Below are 15,166 nucleotides of genomic sequence, written 5' to 3' on the forward strand. Positions count from 1 at the left end.
CCATAACAATAATGCACATGGAGTAGCGTCGATGACCTCAGTAAACCAGTTCTGGCGCCGGGCAAGACTGCCCCTGGCCGTCAGTCTCGCCTCTACGCTCGCCGGGCCCGCATTCGGCGTCAGTTTCAATATCGGTGAAATCGAAGGGAGTTTTGACTCGTCGCTGTCTGTGGGGGCGAGCTGGTCGACGGCCAAGCCCGACCGAGATCTTATCGGCGTCAATAACGGCGGCAAGGGGCTGTCCCAGACCTCCGATGACGGCCACTTGAACTTCAAGCGTGGCGAAACGTTCTCGAAGATCTTCAAGGGTATCCACGATCTGGAACTGAAGTACGGCGATACCGGTGTGTTTGTGCGCGGCAAGTACTGGTATGACTTCGAACTCAAGGATGAAAGTCGGGAGTTCAAGGACATCAGCGACAACAACCGCAAGGAGGGCGCCAAGTCTTCCGGTGGGCAGATTCTCGATGCGTTCATCTACCATAACTATTCCATTGCCGATCAGCCCGGCAACGTGCGGTTCGGTAAACAGGTAGTGAGCTGGGGTGAAAGTACATTCATCGGCGGCGGCATCAACTCCATCAACCCGATTGACGTGTCCGCGTTCCGTCGTCCGGGGGCCGAAATCAAGGAAGGCCTGATTCCGGTCAACATGTTCTATGTGTCGCAAACCCTGACCGATAACCTGTCGGCAGAAGCGTTCTATCAACTGGAATGGGACCAGACCGTCACGGATAACTGTGGGACGTTCTTCTCTCAACCTGATGTTATTTCCGATGGTTGCACGGACAACCTTCGACTGCTCAGCAAGCGTTCGTTTCTCGCGACTCAACCCGGCGCGCTGCCGTTGCTGAACAACTTCGGGGTCAACGTCAACGAAGAGGGCGTTCTGGTTAAGCGTGGGCCTGATCGCGATGCGCGTGACAGCGGCCAATTCGGCGTGGCGTTCCACTACAACTACGAACCGCTGGACACCGAGTTCGGCGCTTATTTCATGAACTATCACAGCCGTGCACCGATTTTCAGTGCCCGCGGAGCGTCAGCCGGAACCTATGCAGCGGCCAATGCCTTGACGCCTACTCCGGCAGTTGGCCTGCGCCCTCTCATCGTCGCAGGCAACTCCAGTTACTTTGTTGAATACCCCGAGGACATCCGTCTCTACGGTTTGAGTTTCTCCACGACGTTGCCTACCGGTACGGCATGGAGCGGCGAACTCAGCTACCGTCCTAACGCTCCGGTGCAGCTCAACACCACGGATATTCTGTATGCAGGCGTCACGCCACTGATCGGCCTGGGCGCAGCCTCTCCGCTCAAGGGCGCCGCCGACACCGATCTGAATGGCTATCGCCGTAAGGAAATCACTCAGTTCCAGACAACCTTTACGCACTTTTTCGATCAAGTCATGGGTGCCAGCCGCCTGACGTTGGTCGGCGAGGTGGGTGTGACACACGTGGGTGGCTTGGAAAGCCGTGACAAAGCGCGTTACGGACGTGACCCGGTGTATGGCCCTGGACAAGGTGCTCTCTGTGCAACGCTTAACTCCGGCACGATCACGGGGGCCGGCCCTGGCACCGATGCCAGCAACCGCACTGCCAATTGCAATAATGATGGTTTCACCACGTCCACGTCCTGGGGCTACCGTGGCCGGGCAATCTGGGAGTACCCGGATGTCTTTGCCGGTGTGAACCTCAAGCCCAACGTGGCGTGGTCACATGACGTGAGTGGTTATTCGCCAGGCCCTGGTGGCAACTTTGAAGAGGGCCGCAAAGCGGTGAGCCTGGGGTTGGACGCTGAGTATCAGAACACCTACACGGCGAGCCTTGCCTACACCAACTTCTTTGGTGGCGACTTCAACACCTCAAGTGACCGCGACTTCGTCGCCCTGAGCTTCGGCGCCAACTTCTAAGCACACTGTATTTTCAGGAAGACCAGAACATGAAAATAACCAAAAGTCTGTTGCATGTGGGTGTGCTTGGGCTGTCGATCCTGGCGAGCAATGTCATGGCGGCAGTGTCGGCGGATGAAGCCGCCAAGCTGGGCACGACCCTGACGCCGATGGGCGCGGAAATGGCCGGTAACGCGGCCGGCACCATCCCGAAATGGTCGCCGATGCCGACCAACGCCGGCGCTGTGGATGCCAAAGGTTTCCTCGCCAACCCGTACGCCAGTGAGCAACCGCAGTTCACCATCACCGCGCAGAACGTCGAGCAGTACAAGGACAAGCTGGCACCGGGGCAGTACGCGATGTTCAAGCGTTACCCGGAAACCTTCAAGATGCCGGTCTACCCGACCCATCGCGGCGCTACCGTACCGGCCGATGTGTTCGCCTCCATCAAGAAGAACGCCACCACCACCAACCTCGTGTCTGGCGGCAACGGCCTGGAAAACTTCGAAACCGCCATACCGTTCCCGATCCCGAAAAGCGGCGTGGAAGTCATCTGGAACCACATCACCCGTTATCGCGGTGGCAGCGTGACCCGCCTGGTGACCCAGGCCACGCCGCAAACCAACGGCTCCTACAGCCTGGTGTACTTCCGCGACCAGTTCGTGTTCCGCGACAAGATGAAGGACTTCGACCCTAAGAACCCGGGTAACGTGCTGTTCTACTTCAAGCAGCAAGTGACCGCCCCGGCACGTCTGGCCGGTGGTGTGCTGCTGGTGCACGAAACCCTGGACCAGGTGAAGGAGCCGCGTTCGGCGTGGGTCTACAACGCCGGCCAGCGCCGCGTGCGCCGGGCGCCGCAAGTGTCCTATGACGGGCCGGGTACCGCCGCCGACGGCCTGCGTACCTCTGACAACCTCGACATGTACAACGGTGCGCCGGACCGCTACGACTGGAAACTGGAAGGCAAGAAGGAAATCTACATCGCCTCCAACAGCTACAAGATCGACGATCCGAAGCTCAAGTACGCCGACATCATCAAGGCCGGCCACATCAACCAGGACCTGGCACGCTACGAGCTGCGCCGTGTCTGGCACGTGGTCGCGACCTTGAAGGAAGGCCAGCGCCACATCTATGCCAAGCGTGACTTCTACATCGACGAAGACACCTGGCAAGCCGCAGTGATCGACCACTACGACGGCCGTGGCCAACTGTGGCGTGTCGCCGAAGCCCATGCCGAGAACTACTACGACAAGCAAGTGCCGTGGTACGCCCTGGAAACCCTCTACGACCTGCAGTCCGGCCGCTACCTGGCCCTGGGCATGAAGAACGAAGAGAAGCAGGCCTATGACTTCGGCTTCACCGCCACCACCAGCGACTTCACCCCGGCGGCCCTGCGCCAGGATGGTGTTCGCTAAGCTGCACGAGTAACGCAAGGTGGGAGGGCGCTTGCCCCCGATAGCGATGTGACAGTCAGCGGAGCATTGACTGATCCGCCTCTATCGGGATCAAGCCCCCTTCCACTTTTTGTTTGCGGCGATATTTCTTGTCTCAGTTCTTTTTCAGGCAAATGTTGCAAAGATCTACAAACCCGCCGCTTTTACCGCTAGTCTGCGGACATCTGCAATGCCGACAACAGCCTTCTACAAGAGCCCGGCGATGACTGATCTGTCCCGAATCCAAGGGCCTGCCAGCCGGGTAATCCCGACCCTGGAAGGTCGCTTCTACAGGCCTCCGCTGCCTGATGGCTACGTGCTGCGCCCGCGCCTGTGTGAACGGCTGGGCGCCGGCCTGGAAGGGCGGTTGCTGCTGGTCTGCGCACCGGCCGGGTTCGGCAAGAGCTCGTTGGCGGTGGAGTTCTGCCAGGGTCTGCCGGCTCACTGGCAAAGCCTGTGGCTGGGCCTGAGCCCACGGGACAACGACCCGGGGCGTTTTCTTGAGCGCCTGCTCGAAGGGTTGCAGCACTACTTCCCGGCACTCGGCACCCAATCCCTGGGCTTGCTGAAAATGCGCCAGCGCCATCAACCCTTTGCGTTTGAAGAGTGGCTTGACGGCCTGCTCGATGAGCTGACCGTTCACCTGTCCACCCGTGCGCCATTGTTGCTGGTGCTGGATGACTACCATCTGGCCCAGGGGCCGGTGCTGGACCGTTGCCTGCAATTCTTCCTCAACCATTTGCCCGATGGCCTGGTGGTGCTGGTCACCAGCCGCCAGCGCCCGGACTGGCATCTGGCGCGATTGCGGTTGTCACGGCATTTGCTGGAGTTGCACGAGCAAGACCTGCGCCTGACCCATGCCGAATCCCAGGCGTTGCTGGATCGCCACAGCAGTTCCTTGAGTGGTGAAGCCCTCGACAATCTCATCCGCCGCAGCGAAGGCTGGGTGGCCGGTCTGCGCTTTTGGCTGCTGGCGGCTTCCGAAGCCGGCAGCGAGGACGCCTTGCCGCAAAGCCTGCACGGTGGGGAAGGGCTGATCCGCGACTACCTGCTGGAAGAAGTGATCGACTGCCTGCCACCCGAAGTGCAGGCGTTCCTGTTCGACACCGCGCCCCAGGAGCGTTTTTGCAGCGAGTTGTGCGATGCCGTGCGCGAAGCCCATGACAGCGCCGAGATTCTGCGTTACCTGCAAGCCCACCAGGTGTTCCTGGTGCCCCTGGACGAGCAGGGGCACTGGTACCGTTATCACCATTTGTTCTCCGACCTGCTGCGCACCCGTCGCGCGAGCAGCAATGTCTTGCCGGCCGCCAGCCTGCATCTGCGCGCGTGCCGTTGGTTCAACGCCCAGGGCTTGATCGACGAGGCGGTGGAGCAGGCGTTGCGCGCCGGGCACCTCGACGTGGCGGCCAACCTGGTGCAGAACCTGTCCGAAGAACAACTGCTTGCCGAGCAGAATGTCGGCATGTTGCTGCGCTGGAAAATGGACTTGCCCGACAGCCTGCTGATCAGCACGCCGCGCCTGATTGTGCTGTACAGCTGGGCGTTGGCACTGGCCTGCCAGTTGGACGCGGCGCAGGAGCTGTCCGCGTACCTCAGTCGCTTCCTGCCGGCGCCCTCGGCCACCGCACAGCGCTCGATGCTGGCCCAGTGGCTGGCGCTGAGCGGGATTATCGCCCGCGGTCGCGGCGACCGTGAATTGACGCAGCGCTATTGCAGCGAGGCGTTGGACAGCCTGCCGCAACGGCGTTACGGCCAGCGCCTGGTGTGCCTGTCGACCCTGTCCAACCTGGCCATTGCCGATGGCGATTTGTGGCGCGCCCGTGGCCTGAACCGCGAATCCCTGGAACTGGCGCAGCGGGTCGGCAACCCGTTGTTCGAAGCCCTGGCCCATTACGACCGTGCACGGGTGCTGCAGGCCCGTGGCGAAATCCTGCGCGCCCTCGATGAGGTGCGCCAGGGCCAGCAGCGCCTGCACGGCCTGGCACCGCAACGACTGTATGCGGTGCGTGCGCGGCTGTCGCTCTACGAAGGCTATTTGCTGTTGGTGCGCAACCAGCCCGAAACCGGCATTGCCCTCCTGCGCGCAGGCCTGGCCGAGGCGCGGGCCTGTCGCGATATCAGCGTGCTGATCGGCCATTGCGTGATCGCCAGCTTCGAAGGGCGGCGCCATGACTTTCCCAAAGCCTTCGCCGAACTCGCCGAAGCCGAGCGCCTGATGCATATCTGGGATGTGCCGCCGATCTACTACCTGGCGATGATTACCCTGATCAAATGCGAACTGTGGCTGGCCCAGGGCCGCACCGATCTCGCGGATGCCTGGCTGACGCGCCTGGGGCAGACTTACCACGGCGAACAGGCCGCTGCTGCACCGGAATTCCACCCGCACTTGCCGCAACATATCGGGCTGCAACAAGCCGCCCTCGATGCCGTGCGCCATCAGCCCCTGGCGGCGCTGGAGCGGCTCGAGGCACTGGCGCAACAGGCCCGCAACAGCGGGCGCCAGATGATTGCCCTGATGGCGCTGACCCAGCAGGCCCAGTTGCTGCTCGAGTGCGGCCAGGAAGCCAGGGCGCGGCCGGTGCTGGCCCAGGCGTTCGAGGCGGGTGCCGGGGGCGCGTTACAGCCGTTCCAGCGCTTGTTGGACGGGCATCCGGACTGGATGCGTGAGCAATTGGGCAAAGACCCGCAAGGTGTGTTGCACCAGAGCCTGCTCGCGCTTCTCCCGGCGGCCGTGACGCCCGAGGTCACGACTGGCCACGAAACCCTGAGCACGCGTGAGCTGGCGGTCCTGCAACTGATCGCCCAAGGCTGCTCCAACCAGGAAATCAGCAACCAGCTGTTTATCTCCCTGCACACCGTCAAGACCCACGCCAGCCACATCAACAGCAAACTTGGGGTGGAGCGACGCACCCAGGCCGTGGCGCGAGCCAAGGCCATGGGCTTGCTGGCGTAAGTGCCGGGCGGTTTACGGTGTCGTCGGGCACTGGCCGGCTGACCTGTCGACCGCCTGGCTGACCTGCGCGGCAAAGCGCTTGAGATTGTTTTGATGGGCGAGCACCACGTTGTCGATGCTCGGCCCGGCGGGCGACTGCAACGTGGTCCGGCAGGTCAGCGGTGGGCGCTCGGTGCCCCCGGCCGGGCGCAGGCGCCATTTGACGTCGAGCAGCGCGTATTGGCCGGGCACGGAGTCAAAGCGCTGTACTTCAAGACGCAACAACATCGATTGTCGAGGGTTGCTATTGGCCAGTTGGTCCACCAGCGCACTCCTCAGCTCATCCGCGAGGCTCGCGGCCCACCACTGGGTTTCTAGGATCGCCACGCCACTGTCGCCCTGGCGGATCACAATCTGCGGTCGGTCGACCTGGGGGGGAACGGTGATGCTTTCAATCCGGATGCTGCCTGCGTCGGCTCCCGTGGCCGTATTCCAGTGCGCCGGTGTCAGCGTATGAAAGGTAATCGGCGTACTGCTGCACGCCGCCAGCAACAGCAGCATACCGACCACTGTGATTTTCAACGGAAACGTCATGGCGTTTGCTCCAGGGGTCATTTGCGCGGTGGTCCTTGCAGGTCCAGGGGCGCGGCGTTGTCGGGGCGGCCGCGAATCAGCGATTCCGGGTGACGGCCCAGGTAGTCCGACAGTTCGCGCAGGGAGCGTGACATGCGCCCCAGTTCATCCAGGGTCTGGGTCAGCTGTTCACGCTGCGGTGAGTCCTCGGCCAGGGTGGAACTGGCCGATTGCAGCGTCTTGCTCACGTCAGCGAGGGTGTTCTGCACGCCGGGCAGGGTCTTGGCATTGAATTGGGTCAGGCCTTTGCGCAGCTCGACCAGGTTGCTGTCGAGGTTGCCGGCAATGCGTTCGATCGGCAGTTGGTTGATCTTGTTGACGATGCTCTCGAGTTTTTCCTGCAGTTGCTCGAGGTTGCCGGGAATGGTTGGAATGCTGACCGGTCGCAGGCTGGGGTCAAATTTGACCTTCTCGGCTTTCGGGTAGAAGTCCAGCGCGATGTATAACTGGCCGGTCAACAGGTTGCCGCTGCGCGCCTGGGCGCGCAGGCCATTTTCGATGAACGAGCCGATCAGCCGTACGCCGGCGGCCTCATCGTTGGGGTCATGGTTCATGACCTTGAGCAGTTTGGTGTGGGCCTGCCCGAGCAACTGTGGATAGATCACGATACCGACGTTGAGTGGGAAGCTGCGTTTACTGGCATCGAAGTCCAGGTTGATCGACACCACCTTGCCAAACTCGACGCCGAGGAACTCCACCGGCGCCCCGACCTTGAGCCCGCGCAATGCCTGGTCGAAGCGCAGGGCCATGTATTGCCCCTCGCCATTGGGTGGGGCGAGGGCGCTGTCCTGGTCGTCGAAGAGCTCAAAGGTACGTGCCTCGTCGGCCGGTTTGTCGTTGGGGCTGTACGGCGGCGCCCGAAAGGCGATGCCGCCGACCAGCATGGACGAAAGCGATTCGGTCTTCAGCGCGAAGCCATTGGCGCCCACGCTCAGGTCAACCCCGCTGGCATTCCAGAAACGCGTGTTTTCGGTGACATAGGCATCATTGGGCGCATGCACGAACACCTCGACATTGACACCCTTGCCTTCGGCATCCAACTCGTAGGCCACCACCTGGCCGACCTCGATTTTGCGGTAGTACACCGGTGAGCCGATATCCAGCGAGCCGAGGGTCTGCGTGTGCAGCGTGAAACGCTTGCCAGGCTCGCCGTAGGTGATGGGCGGCGGGTTTTCCAGGCCTTTGAACTGCTTGGCACGGGTCTCCGATTGGCCGATGTCGGCACCGATGTAGTCGCCGGAGAGCAGGGTGTCGATGCCGGATACGCCGCCGGCGCCGATACGCGGGCGCACCACCCAGAACTGTGAATCGGCGCGGGTGAAGCTTTCGGCCTGCTTGGCCAGTTGAACCGTGGCGTTGACGCTCTTCTGGTCGTCGCTCAAGGCGACGTCGGTCACCTGGCCGATCACCACGTTGCGGTACTTGACCTCGGTTTTGTTCGCGGTCAGACCGCTGCCGGTCTTGAAATTGAGGGTGATGGTCGGGCCCTGCTGGAGGATGCTGTGTACCACCAGCGAAATCCCCACCAGCACCGCGACGATCGGCACGATCCACACCAGCGAAACGCTGAAGCGCCGTGTCTTGATTGCAGGCGATCCTGGGGCTTGCGGGGTGTCAGTGGGATGTGACGTCATCCGCGGTCTCCTTGTTGTGTGGGGTTTCCCAGATCAGCCTCGGATCGAAGCTCATGGCGGCCAGCATGGTAAACACCACCACCAGGCCGAAAAACAGGATGCCCAGGCGCGGCTCGATGGTGCCCAGGGCCTGGAACTTCACCAGCGCGGCCACCAGCGCGACCACGATGACGTCCAGCATCGACCAGTAGCCAATCAGTTCGACGAAGCGGAACAGCTTCGAACGTTCCTTGCGTGCCCAAAGGCTATTGCGCTGCACGGTGACCAGCAGCAGGGCCAGGGACACAAACTTGATGCCGGGCACTGCGATGCTGGCGATGAAAATAATCAGCGCGATGTCCCACGCGCCGTGCTGCCAGAACTCCAGCACCCCGCTCATGATGGTGCTGTCCGCCCCCGAGCCGAGCATGGTGGTGTTCATCACCGGCAGGAGATTGGCCGGCACATAGAACGCCAGCGCGGTAAGCATGTAGGCCCAGGTGCGCGTCAGGGAACTGACCTTGCGCCGGTGCAAGGGCGCGCCGCAGCGCTCGCATTCGGTCGGCCCGTCGCGCAGGTCGCAGGACAATCCGCAACTGTGACAGAGGCACAGGCCGAGCTCGCTGGCCGTCGGCGGTGTGCTCATACGCTGTCCCACAGGTCGCGCACATCACGCCCGGCAATGCGGATCAGTAACAGGCTGAGCACGGCCAGGGCAAACAGGCCGGTGCCGGGGATCACATCAAGCATGCCGGCCAGCTTGAACACCGCCACCATTGCCCCGAGCAGGCACACCTCCAGCATGCTCCAGGGCCTGAGTGCCTCCAGCCAACGCATGCACAATCGGAACGCCGGTGAGCGCTTGCCCGCGAGGGCGAAGCTCAAGACCCACATCAGCAGCAGCAACTGGAACACCGGCGCGATGATGATGGAAATGGCCGCCACCAACGCGATAAACGTGATCGGCCCCAGGCTCAGCGCTACTACCGAGTCCCATAGCGTGGCGCTGCTTTTCAGGCCTTGCAGGCTGATACTCATCACGGGATAGAAATTGGCGAACGTCCACAGCACCGCAGCCGTCAGCGTCAGGGCGAGACGCTGTTGCACGGTCAGGCCGTTGTAGCGCTGGAGCACGCCTGCGCAACGTATGCAGTGGGCTTTTTGATGTTTGGCGAGCGTGACTTTTTCGTACACACAGTCGCAGTGCTCGCAGATGATCAGTTGATTCGCCATGGGGATCGCTCCAACGCGGCACGGTGGCGGGGGCCTGGGTTGTTTTTCGATGGCGTGGGAAAGCTTAGCAGTCGCTGCTCTTCAGGTCTGGCGCCTCGTCAACCATACTGTGTGGAATATGCCATAGCGCCCGCAGGAGCATCGATGAATATTGAAAAAGCCGCGCTGATCCGCGAAACCTTCCCGGTCGGCCCGTTGCAGTGCAACTGCACGATCATTGGCGACCCCATCACCAAAAAGGCCATCGTGGTCGACCCGGGTGGCAATCATGAATTGATCCTGGCGCGCCTCGATGCCCTGGACCTGAAAGTGGTGAGCATCATCCACACCCATGCCCATCTCGATCACTTCCTGGCCTCGGGGCAATTGAAGGAAAAGACCGGTGCCACCCTGCACCTGCACAAGGAAGACCAGTTTCTCTGGGACAACCTGGAGATGCAGTGCCAGATGTTTGGTGTGCCCTACACGCCGGTGCCGTCGCCGGATCGCTGGCTGGCCGATGATGAGGCGTTGGCCTGTGGGTGCGGTGTGGCGTTGCATACACCGGGGCACACGCCAGGCTCGATGAGCTTCTGGTTTGCCGATGCCAAGCTGCTGATTGCCGGGGACACGCTGTTTCGGCGCGGTGTTGGGCGTACGGATTTGTGGGGCGGGGACCAGGCGACGATCGTGCGTTCGATCAAGCAACGGCTCTACACGCTGGACGAGGGCGCGACGGTGGTGACCGGCCATGGCCCGGACACGCGCCTGGGTGACGAGATGCGTGAGAACCCATTTGTGCGGGCGTGAAGCAATTGTTCGAACGGCAATCCGCTGTAGCAAAAACTCAGGCCGCGTTCAGCATGTGTCTGCTACGGTTTCTGTAGCAACGCAAGACCCGAATGTTTTGTTACAGCACTGGGCGCGCCCACGGAATTTTTACCGTTTGTCGCGTTCCAAACTCGGCACGGGTCCATTGCCAATGTCCTTTGCACCACAGAATGCAAAAGTAGGAGCTCCCTTCATGTTCACTCCGCGTCGTCTGCTTGTTGTCGCTACCGCCGTAGCCCTGTTGTCCGGCTGCGCTTCACCTAATCCTTATGGCGGTGGCAGCCAGGGACAGGCGAATAATGAATCCAGCGGTATGAGCAAGACCGCCAAGTACGGTGGCCTGGGTGCCCTGGCCGGTGCATTGGCGGGTGCTGCCATCGACCATAACAACCGTGGCAAGGGCGCGCTGATCGGCGCCGTGGTTGCGGGTGCCGGCGCCGCGGGTTACGGCTACTACGCCGACCAGCAGGAAAAGAAACTGCGTGAGAGCATGGCCAATACCGGGGTTGAAGTTCAGCGCCAGGGCGACCAGATCAAGCTGATCATGCCGGGTAACATCACCTTCGCCACCAACTCGGACGCGATCTCCAGCAGCTTCTACCAGCCGCTGAACAACCTGGCCAACTCCCTCAAGCAGTTCAACCAGAACACCATCCAGATCGTCGGTTACACCGACAGCACCGGCAGCCGCCAACTGAACATGGACCTGTCCCAGCGCCGTGCCCAGAGCGTGGCCAACTACCTGACGTCCCAAGGCGTCAATGGTGCCAACCTCAGTGCGCGCGGTGCCGGCCCGGATAACCCGATAGCCAGCAACGCCGACGTGAACGGTCGTGCGCAGAACCGTCGCGTAGAAGTGAACCTCGGCCCGATCCCCGGCCAGCAGTACGGCCAGCCTGGCGCGCAGCAGCAAGCGCCGCAGCAGAACAACCAGTTCCAGGGCAACCCGTACCAGCAATACCAATAAACGCTGGTCACTAAAAAGGGCGCCATGCAGTGAATGCATGGCGCCCTTTTTCATGGCTGGCGCTTACATCAATCGATGTACTCGAACACCTTGACGATCTTCTGCACGCCGGATACGCCCTGCACCAGGTTGGCTGCGCGCGTGGCTTCCGCCTGGGTCAGCAGGCCCATCAGGTAGACGATGCCGTTATCGGTGACCACTTTGATCCGCGAGCCGGGAATCGCGTTGTCGGTCAGCATCTGTGCCTTGATCTTGGTCGTCAGCAGGGCATCGTTGCTGATGGCCAGCAGGGTGATCGGGTCCATGACCTGCAATTCGTTGTGGACCTTCTTGACCCGCTGTACGGCTGAGGCCGCCTGTTCGGCCTGGGCCTTGAGGTCGGCGCGTGGCGTTTGGCCTGCGAGCAGTACCACGCCGTTGAAGCTGGTCACGACGATGCGTGAAGCACCGTTGCCCAGGTCCGTGGCGGCTTTGGCAATGTTGACCTCGACCTTGGTTTCGATCAGCGAGTCATCAATCTTGCTGCCGAAGGTGCGGGTGCCCTTGTCATCCTGAATAGGGGTGTCACGTGTCGCAGTGATTGCCGTGCTGCAGCCGCTGATGCCGAGGCACAACGTAATGGCCAAAAGGCCGAGGCGGTTAACGGTCATTCTTCACTCCCAAACAGTTGGCTGTCGATCAGATCGCACAGGCAATGGATCGCCAGCAGGTGGACTTCCTGAATACGTGCGGTGACATTGGCCGGGACGCGAATCTCCACATCTTCGGGCAGCAGCAGCGAGGCCATGCCGCCGCCGTCGCGTCCGGTCAATGCTACGACAATCATTTCGCGATCATGTGCGGCCTGGATCGCTTGAATAATATTCGCCGAGTTGCCGCTGGTGGAGATCGCCAGCAGCACATCGCCTGGTTGGCCCAGGGCGCGGATCTGCTTGGAGAAGATTTCGTTGTAGCTGTAGTCGTTGGCGATCGAGGTGATCGTCGACGAATCGGTGGTCAAGGCGATGGCCGGCAGGCTCGGGCGCTCACGTTCGAAGCGGTTGAGCAGTTCGGACGAAAAATGCTGGGCATCGCCGGCCGAACCGCCGTTGCCGCACGAAAGCATTTTGCCTTCGTTGAGCAAGGCATTGACCATGACCTGACTGGCTTGCTCGATGTGCGGTGCAAGTACGTCCATCGCCTGTTGCTTGGTGTCGATGCTGGCCTGGAAAAGCTGGCGAATTCTGGATTGCATGTCCATCTGTGTGACCTTAAGTAGCGCGGCTGTTTGGCACAGGAATGTGCAGCCCGCAAAGCAAAGAGCAAAAGTGTGTGGTGAAGATGTCCGGTGAATCAGTTGTCGAAGGCATTTTGCAGCCAGTTCAGATCAACCTGACCAGACGGTGTGCTTTCCATGGCAACCACATCGAAACGGCAGGGGGCGTCGGCCCAGCGATGCTCTTCTTGCAGGAAAAACTGCGCAGCGAGTATCAGCTTCTGACGCTTGCGCCCGTCGATACTGGCGAGCGCGCCACCCCATTGTGCGTGTTTTCTGTAGCGGACTTCGACGAATACTACTGTATCGCCGTCAAGCATGACCAGATCAAGCTCGCCGCGTTTACACAACCAGTTCTGCGCCAGCAGGCGCAGACCCTGTTGTTGCAAGTGTTTCAATGCTTGAAGTTCGGCATCCTTGCCGCTTTGTGCAGTAGACCGCTCCGGCATCAGCGCGGGGTGTCCGGCAGGCGCTGGATCTCGCCACCGACGAACTTCGCCCATGGCATCTGGCGATCGACGCGCTGGTTGGTGCTGATGCCCAGGTTGCCCGAGAGGCCGTCAATCCGTGTATCCGGCAGTGCCTTCAACTGGCCCAGGCGCGGGGCCAGGCGGTAGGCGTCGACGCCCATCGCATACAGGCGGCCAAGGCTGCCATTGGCTTGCGGCCATTGTGCGGCAACCTGGTTACGCAGCGGGTCGGTGGTGTTGAGCAGCCAAGGGGTTTCGCAGAACATCACGTTGGTCATGTCCAGGTACTGGTTCTTGTCACCGCTGGCGCTGAATACGTGGGACGTGGCGTACACCGGCACATCACCGGCGTACTGGAAATTCAGGGTCGGCTTGATCTGCTGGGCCAGTTGCGGGGTAACGGCCAGGAAGATGAACTCGATGTCCTGGCGACGTGACGGCTGTGCCGCTACGTCTGTGCCGACTGTGCTTTGCAGGCTCTTGGCGCGGCCTTCGCTTTTACGCAGTTGGAACAGGTCGGCAATTTGCTGGGCGAGGGCGACCGGCTGGTCGACATACTCGACACCGACAACCGTGCCACCGTTGGCTTCCCAATCCTGGCGGAAGGCCTTGTAGACACGCTCGCCCCACTCGCCACGGGGCACCATGGCAGCGGCGCGGTGCAGGCCATCGGCACGGGCGCGGCGCGACACTTCGCGGGCTTCGTCTTCAGCGGCCAGGCCGAACTGGAACAATTGCGCCGGGCCCTGATCGGTTTCGCTGTAGTTCAACGCCAGCGTGGTGATGGGGAGCTGAGGACGCGTGCTGAGCTGCTTGACCAATGGCTTCTCCAGCGGGCCAACCACCAGTTGCACGCCTGCAGCCTGGGCCTTGGCATAGAAGTCGTCGATGGAGGCCAGACGCGAGCTGTCATAGAACTCGATGACCGGTGGTTTCTGCCCGGCTTGTTCAGCCTGGTAGTGCGCCGCCATGAAACCTTCGCGCAGGGCCTTGCCGACGGAGGCCAGCGGGCCATCCTGGGGCAGCAGCAGGGCAATCTTGTTCAGGGGCTGGCTGGCCAGCTCCTTGAGCTTGGTCAGCGGGGTTGGCAGCTGCACGGCGGCCGGGTGGCCCGGGTTTTGTGCGCGCCAGGTGTCGATAGCGGCCTGCTGTTGCTCAAGCGTACCGGCGCCCTTGACGGCTTGGGCCAGGGTGATCCAGCCGTCCAGGGTCGGGTTGCCGCTGGCTTGCAGTTGTTCTGCAGGCAGTGCGGCAATCAAGGTCCAGATGGCTTCGTGATTGCTTTTGGCGGCATCGCCGCTGAGCAATGGCGCCATGGCAACGCGTTCGCGGGCAGCGGCCAGGGTCTGGCCATCGGCTTCATAAGCGCGGGCGTGCACGGTGCCAGTGCGGATCTGCTGTTCGGTCGGCAGCTCCTTCAGGCTTTGCAGGCTCGGATGGTTCAAGGCGGTCAGCGCGGCCTTGGGCTGGTTGCGCGTCATGGCCAATTCGGCAGCCAGGGTGCTGGCAAAGACTTGCGCGGCTGGCTTGAGGACATCCAGGGACACTTGCGCAAGAATCTGCGACGAGCGGCCAGGGTTGTTCTGGCGGTAGGCCATGTCTGCCGCACTCAGGCGCAGCAACGCGGCCTTTTCTGGCGTCTTGGCGGTGGTGGCCTGTTCGAGCAGTTGCTCGATACTGGCGTCCGGGGTCCGTGGAAGGTCGCCAAGGCTGGACGAGGGCGAGCTGGCGCAAGCGGCCAGTAAGGCAGCGAGGCAGAGGGCGGAGAGCAGCCGCAGGCAAGCGATCATGTAAGTGTTCCTGATACCGATCAAATTAGCGTGGAATTGTACCCAAGCACTGGCCCAGGCGCGATGTTACTGGCGTGAAACCGTCGATTTAGGTCGTGCAAATGTTGCGATCAGCCAGGGACGGCTGAAAAGCCATCGGCCGTGA

General features: G+C 61.7%; 13 protein-coding genes. 5 read left to right on the forward strand and 8 right to left on the reverse strand.

Annotated features, from left to right (window positions below; all coding sequences use genetic code 11):
• Positions 1-31 precede the first annotated feature (31 nt).
• From BB029_RS06070 to BB029_RS06080, 3 genes are all read left to right on the forward strand, one after another.
• The gene (locus tag BB029_RS06070) at positions 32-1,906 is read left to right on the forward strand and encodes a DUF1302 domain-containing protein (RefSeq protein WP_065938548.1); all 1,875 of its coding nucleotides are present in this window, start codon (positions 32-34) and stop codon (positions 1,904-1,906) included.
• A gap of 29 nt (positions 1,907-1,935) precedes the next feature.
• Entirely contained in the window at positions 1,936-3,300 is a 1,365-nt protein-coding gene (locus tag BB029_RS06075; protein WP_065924270.1) for a DUF1329 domain-containing protein, read from the forward strand.
• A 241-nt stretch (positions 3,301-3,541) separates the two neighbouring features.
• Positions 3,542-6,271 carry a LuxR C-terminal-related transcriptional regulator gene (locus tag BB029_RS06080; RefSeq protein ID WP_065938549.1) on the forward strand — a complete coding sequence of 910 codons (2,730 nt, stop codon included), beginning with the start codon at positions 3,542-3,544 and terminating at the stop codon, positions 6,269-6,271.
• A gap of 12 nt (positions 6,272-6,283) precedes the next feature.
• Here BB029_RS06080 and BB029_RS06085 read toward each other — a convergent pair whose 3' ends face one another.
• From BB029_RS06085 to BB029_RS06100, 4 genes are read right to left on the reverse strand one after another with little or no spacing between them, the layout of a single operon-like run.
• On the reverse strand, positions 6,284-6,844 hold the full coding sequence (locus tag BB029_RS06085; RefSeq protein ID WP_065938550.1) for a membrane integrity-associated transporter subunit PqiC: 561 nt from the start codon (positions 6,842-6,844) through the stop codon (positions 6,284-6,286).
• A gap of 17 nt (positions 6,845-6,861) precedes the next feature.
• Positions 6,862-8,517, reverse strand: coding sequence for an intermembrane transport protein PqiB (locus tag BB029_RS06090; protein WP_065938551.1), 1,656 nt, complete (start codon positions 8,515-8,517; stop codon positions 6,862-6,864).
• Complete coding sequence (locus tag BB029_RS06095; RefSeq protein ID WP_065938552.1) at positions 8,498-9,142, reverse strand: paraquat-inducible protein A; 645 nt, start codon at positions 9,140-9,142, stop codon at positions 8,498-8,500. The genes BB029_RS06090 and BB029_RS06095 overlap by 20 nt, the downstream gene beginning before the upstream one ends.
• Positions 9,139-9,729 (reverse strand): paraquat-inducible protein A, encoded by a 591-nt coding sequence (locus BB029_RS06100; RefSeq protein ID WP_027604773.1) that lies wholly within the window; start codon positions 9,727-9,729, stop codon positions 9,139-9,141. The genes BB029_RS06095 and BB029_RS06100 overlap by 4 nt, the downstream gene beginning before the upstream one ends.
• 144 nt (positions 9,730-9,873) lie before the next feature.
• Between BB029_RS06100 and BB029_RS06105 the strand changes: the two genes are divergently transcribed.
• On the forward strand, positions 9,874-10,518 hold the full coding sequence (locus BB029_RS06105) for an MBL fold metallo-hydrolase (protein WP_065938553.1): 645 nt from the start codon (positions 9,874-9,876) through the stop codon (positions 10,516-10,518).
• A gap of 214 nt (positions 10,519-10,732) precedes the next feature.
• Entirely contained in the window at positions 10,733-11,506 is a 774-nt protein-coding gene (locus BB029_RS06110; protein ID WP_027604771.1) for an OmpA family lipoprotein, read from the forward strand.
• A 68-nt stretch (positions 11,507-11,574) separates the two neighbouring features.
• Here BB029_RS06110 and BB029_RS06115 read toward each other — a convergent pair whose 3' ends face one another.
• From BB029_RS06115 to BB029_RS06130, 4 genes are all read right to left on the reverse strand, one after another.
• Positions 11,575-12,156 carry a BON domain-containing protein gene (locus BB029_RS06115; RefSeq protein WP_027604770.1) on the reverse strand — a complete coding sequence of 194 codons (582 nt, stop codon included), beginning with the start codon at positions 12,154-12,156 and terminating at the stop codon, positions 11,575-11,577.
• Entirely contained in the window at positions 12,153-12,746 is a 594-nt protein-coding gene (locus BB029_RS06120) for a phosphoheptose isomerase (RefSeq protein WP_007904374.1), read from the reverse strand. Before BB029_RS06120 ends, BB029_RS06115 begins: the two co-directional genes overlap by 4 nt.
• 92 nt (positions 12,747-12,838) lie before the next feature.
• Positions 12,839-13,210: a YraN family protein gene (locus BB029_RS06125; RefSeq protein ID WP_065938554.1), complete on the reverse strand. Its 372-nt coding sequence runs from the start codon at positions 13,208-13,210 to the stop codon at positions 12,839-12,841.
• Positions 13,210-15,021, reverse strand: a complete 1,812-nt coding sequence (locus BB029_RS06130; RefSeq protein ID WP_065938555.1) for a penicillin-binding protein activator — start codon at positions 15,019-15,021, stop codon at positions 13,210-13,212. Before BB029_RS06130 ends, BB029_RS06125 begins: the two co-directional genes overlap by 1 nt.
• Positions 15,022-15,166: the final 145 nt, after the last annotated feature.

This window comes from Pseudomonas sp. S3E12 (assembly GCF_001702295.1).
Lineage (GTDB): Bacteria > Pseudomonadota > Gammaproteobacteria > Pseudomonadales > Pseudomonadaceae > Aquipseudomonas > Aquipseudomonas marginalis.

Excerpts from the sequence above, each read along its gene's own strand:
- BB029_RS06070 (WP_065938548.1), top strand. The coding sequence starts at position 32 with ATGACCTCAGTAAACCAGTTCTGGCGCCGGGCAAGACTGCCCCTGGCC.
- BB029_RS06075 (WP_065924270.1), top strand. The coding sequence starts at position 1,936 with ATGAAAATAACCAAAAGTCTGTTGCATGTGGGTGTGCTTGGGCTGTCG.
- BB029_RS06080 (WP_065938549.1), top strand. The coding sequence starts at position 3,542 with ATGACTGATCTGTCCCGAATCCAAGGGCCTGCCAGCCGGGTAATCCCG.
- BB029_RS06085 (WP_065938550.1), bottom strand. The coding sequence starts at position 6,844 with ATGACGTTTCCGTTGAAAATCACAGTGGTCGGTATGCTGCTGTTGCTG.
- BB029_RS06090 (WP_065938551.1), bottom strand. The coding sequence starts at position 8,517 with ATGACGTCACATCCCACTGACACCCCGCAAGCCCCAGGATCGCCTGCA.
- BB029_RS06095 (WP_065938552.1), bottom strand. The coding sequence starts at position 9,142 with ATGAGCACACCGCCGACGGCCAGCGAGCTCGGCCTGTGCCTCTGTCAC.
- BB029_RS06100 (WP_027604773.1), bottom strand. The coding sequence starts at position 9,729 with ATGGCGAATCAACTGATCATCTGCGAGCACTGCGACTGTGTGTACGAA.
- BB029_RS06105 (WP_065938553.1), top strand. The coding sequence starts at position 9,874 with ATGAATATTGAAAAAGCCGCGCTGATCCGCGAAACCTTCCCGGTCGGC.
- BB029_RS06110 (WP_027604771.1), top strand. The coding sequence starts at position 10,733 with ATGTTCACTCCGCGTCGTCTGCTTGTTGTCGCTACCGCCGTAGCCCTG.
- BB029_RS06115 (WP_027604770.1), bottom strand. The coding sequence starts at position 12,156 with ATGACCGTTAACCGCCTCGGCCTTTTGGCCATTACGTTGTGCCTCGGC.
- BB029_RS06120 (WP_007904374.1), bottom strand. The coding sequence starts at position 12,746 with ATGGACATGCAATCCAGAATTCGCCAGCTTTTCCAGGCCAGCATCGAC.
- BB029_RS06125 (WP_065938554.1), bottom strand. The coding sequence starts at position 13,210 with ATGCCGGAGCGGTCTACTGCACAAAGCGGCAAGGATGCCGAACTTCAA.
- BB029_RS06130 (WP_065938555.1), bottom strand. The coding sequence starts at position 15,021 with ATGATCGCTTGCCTGCGGCTGCTCTCCGCCCTCTGCCTCGCTGCCTTA.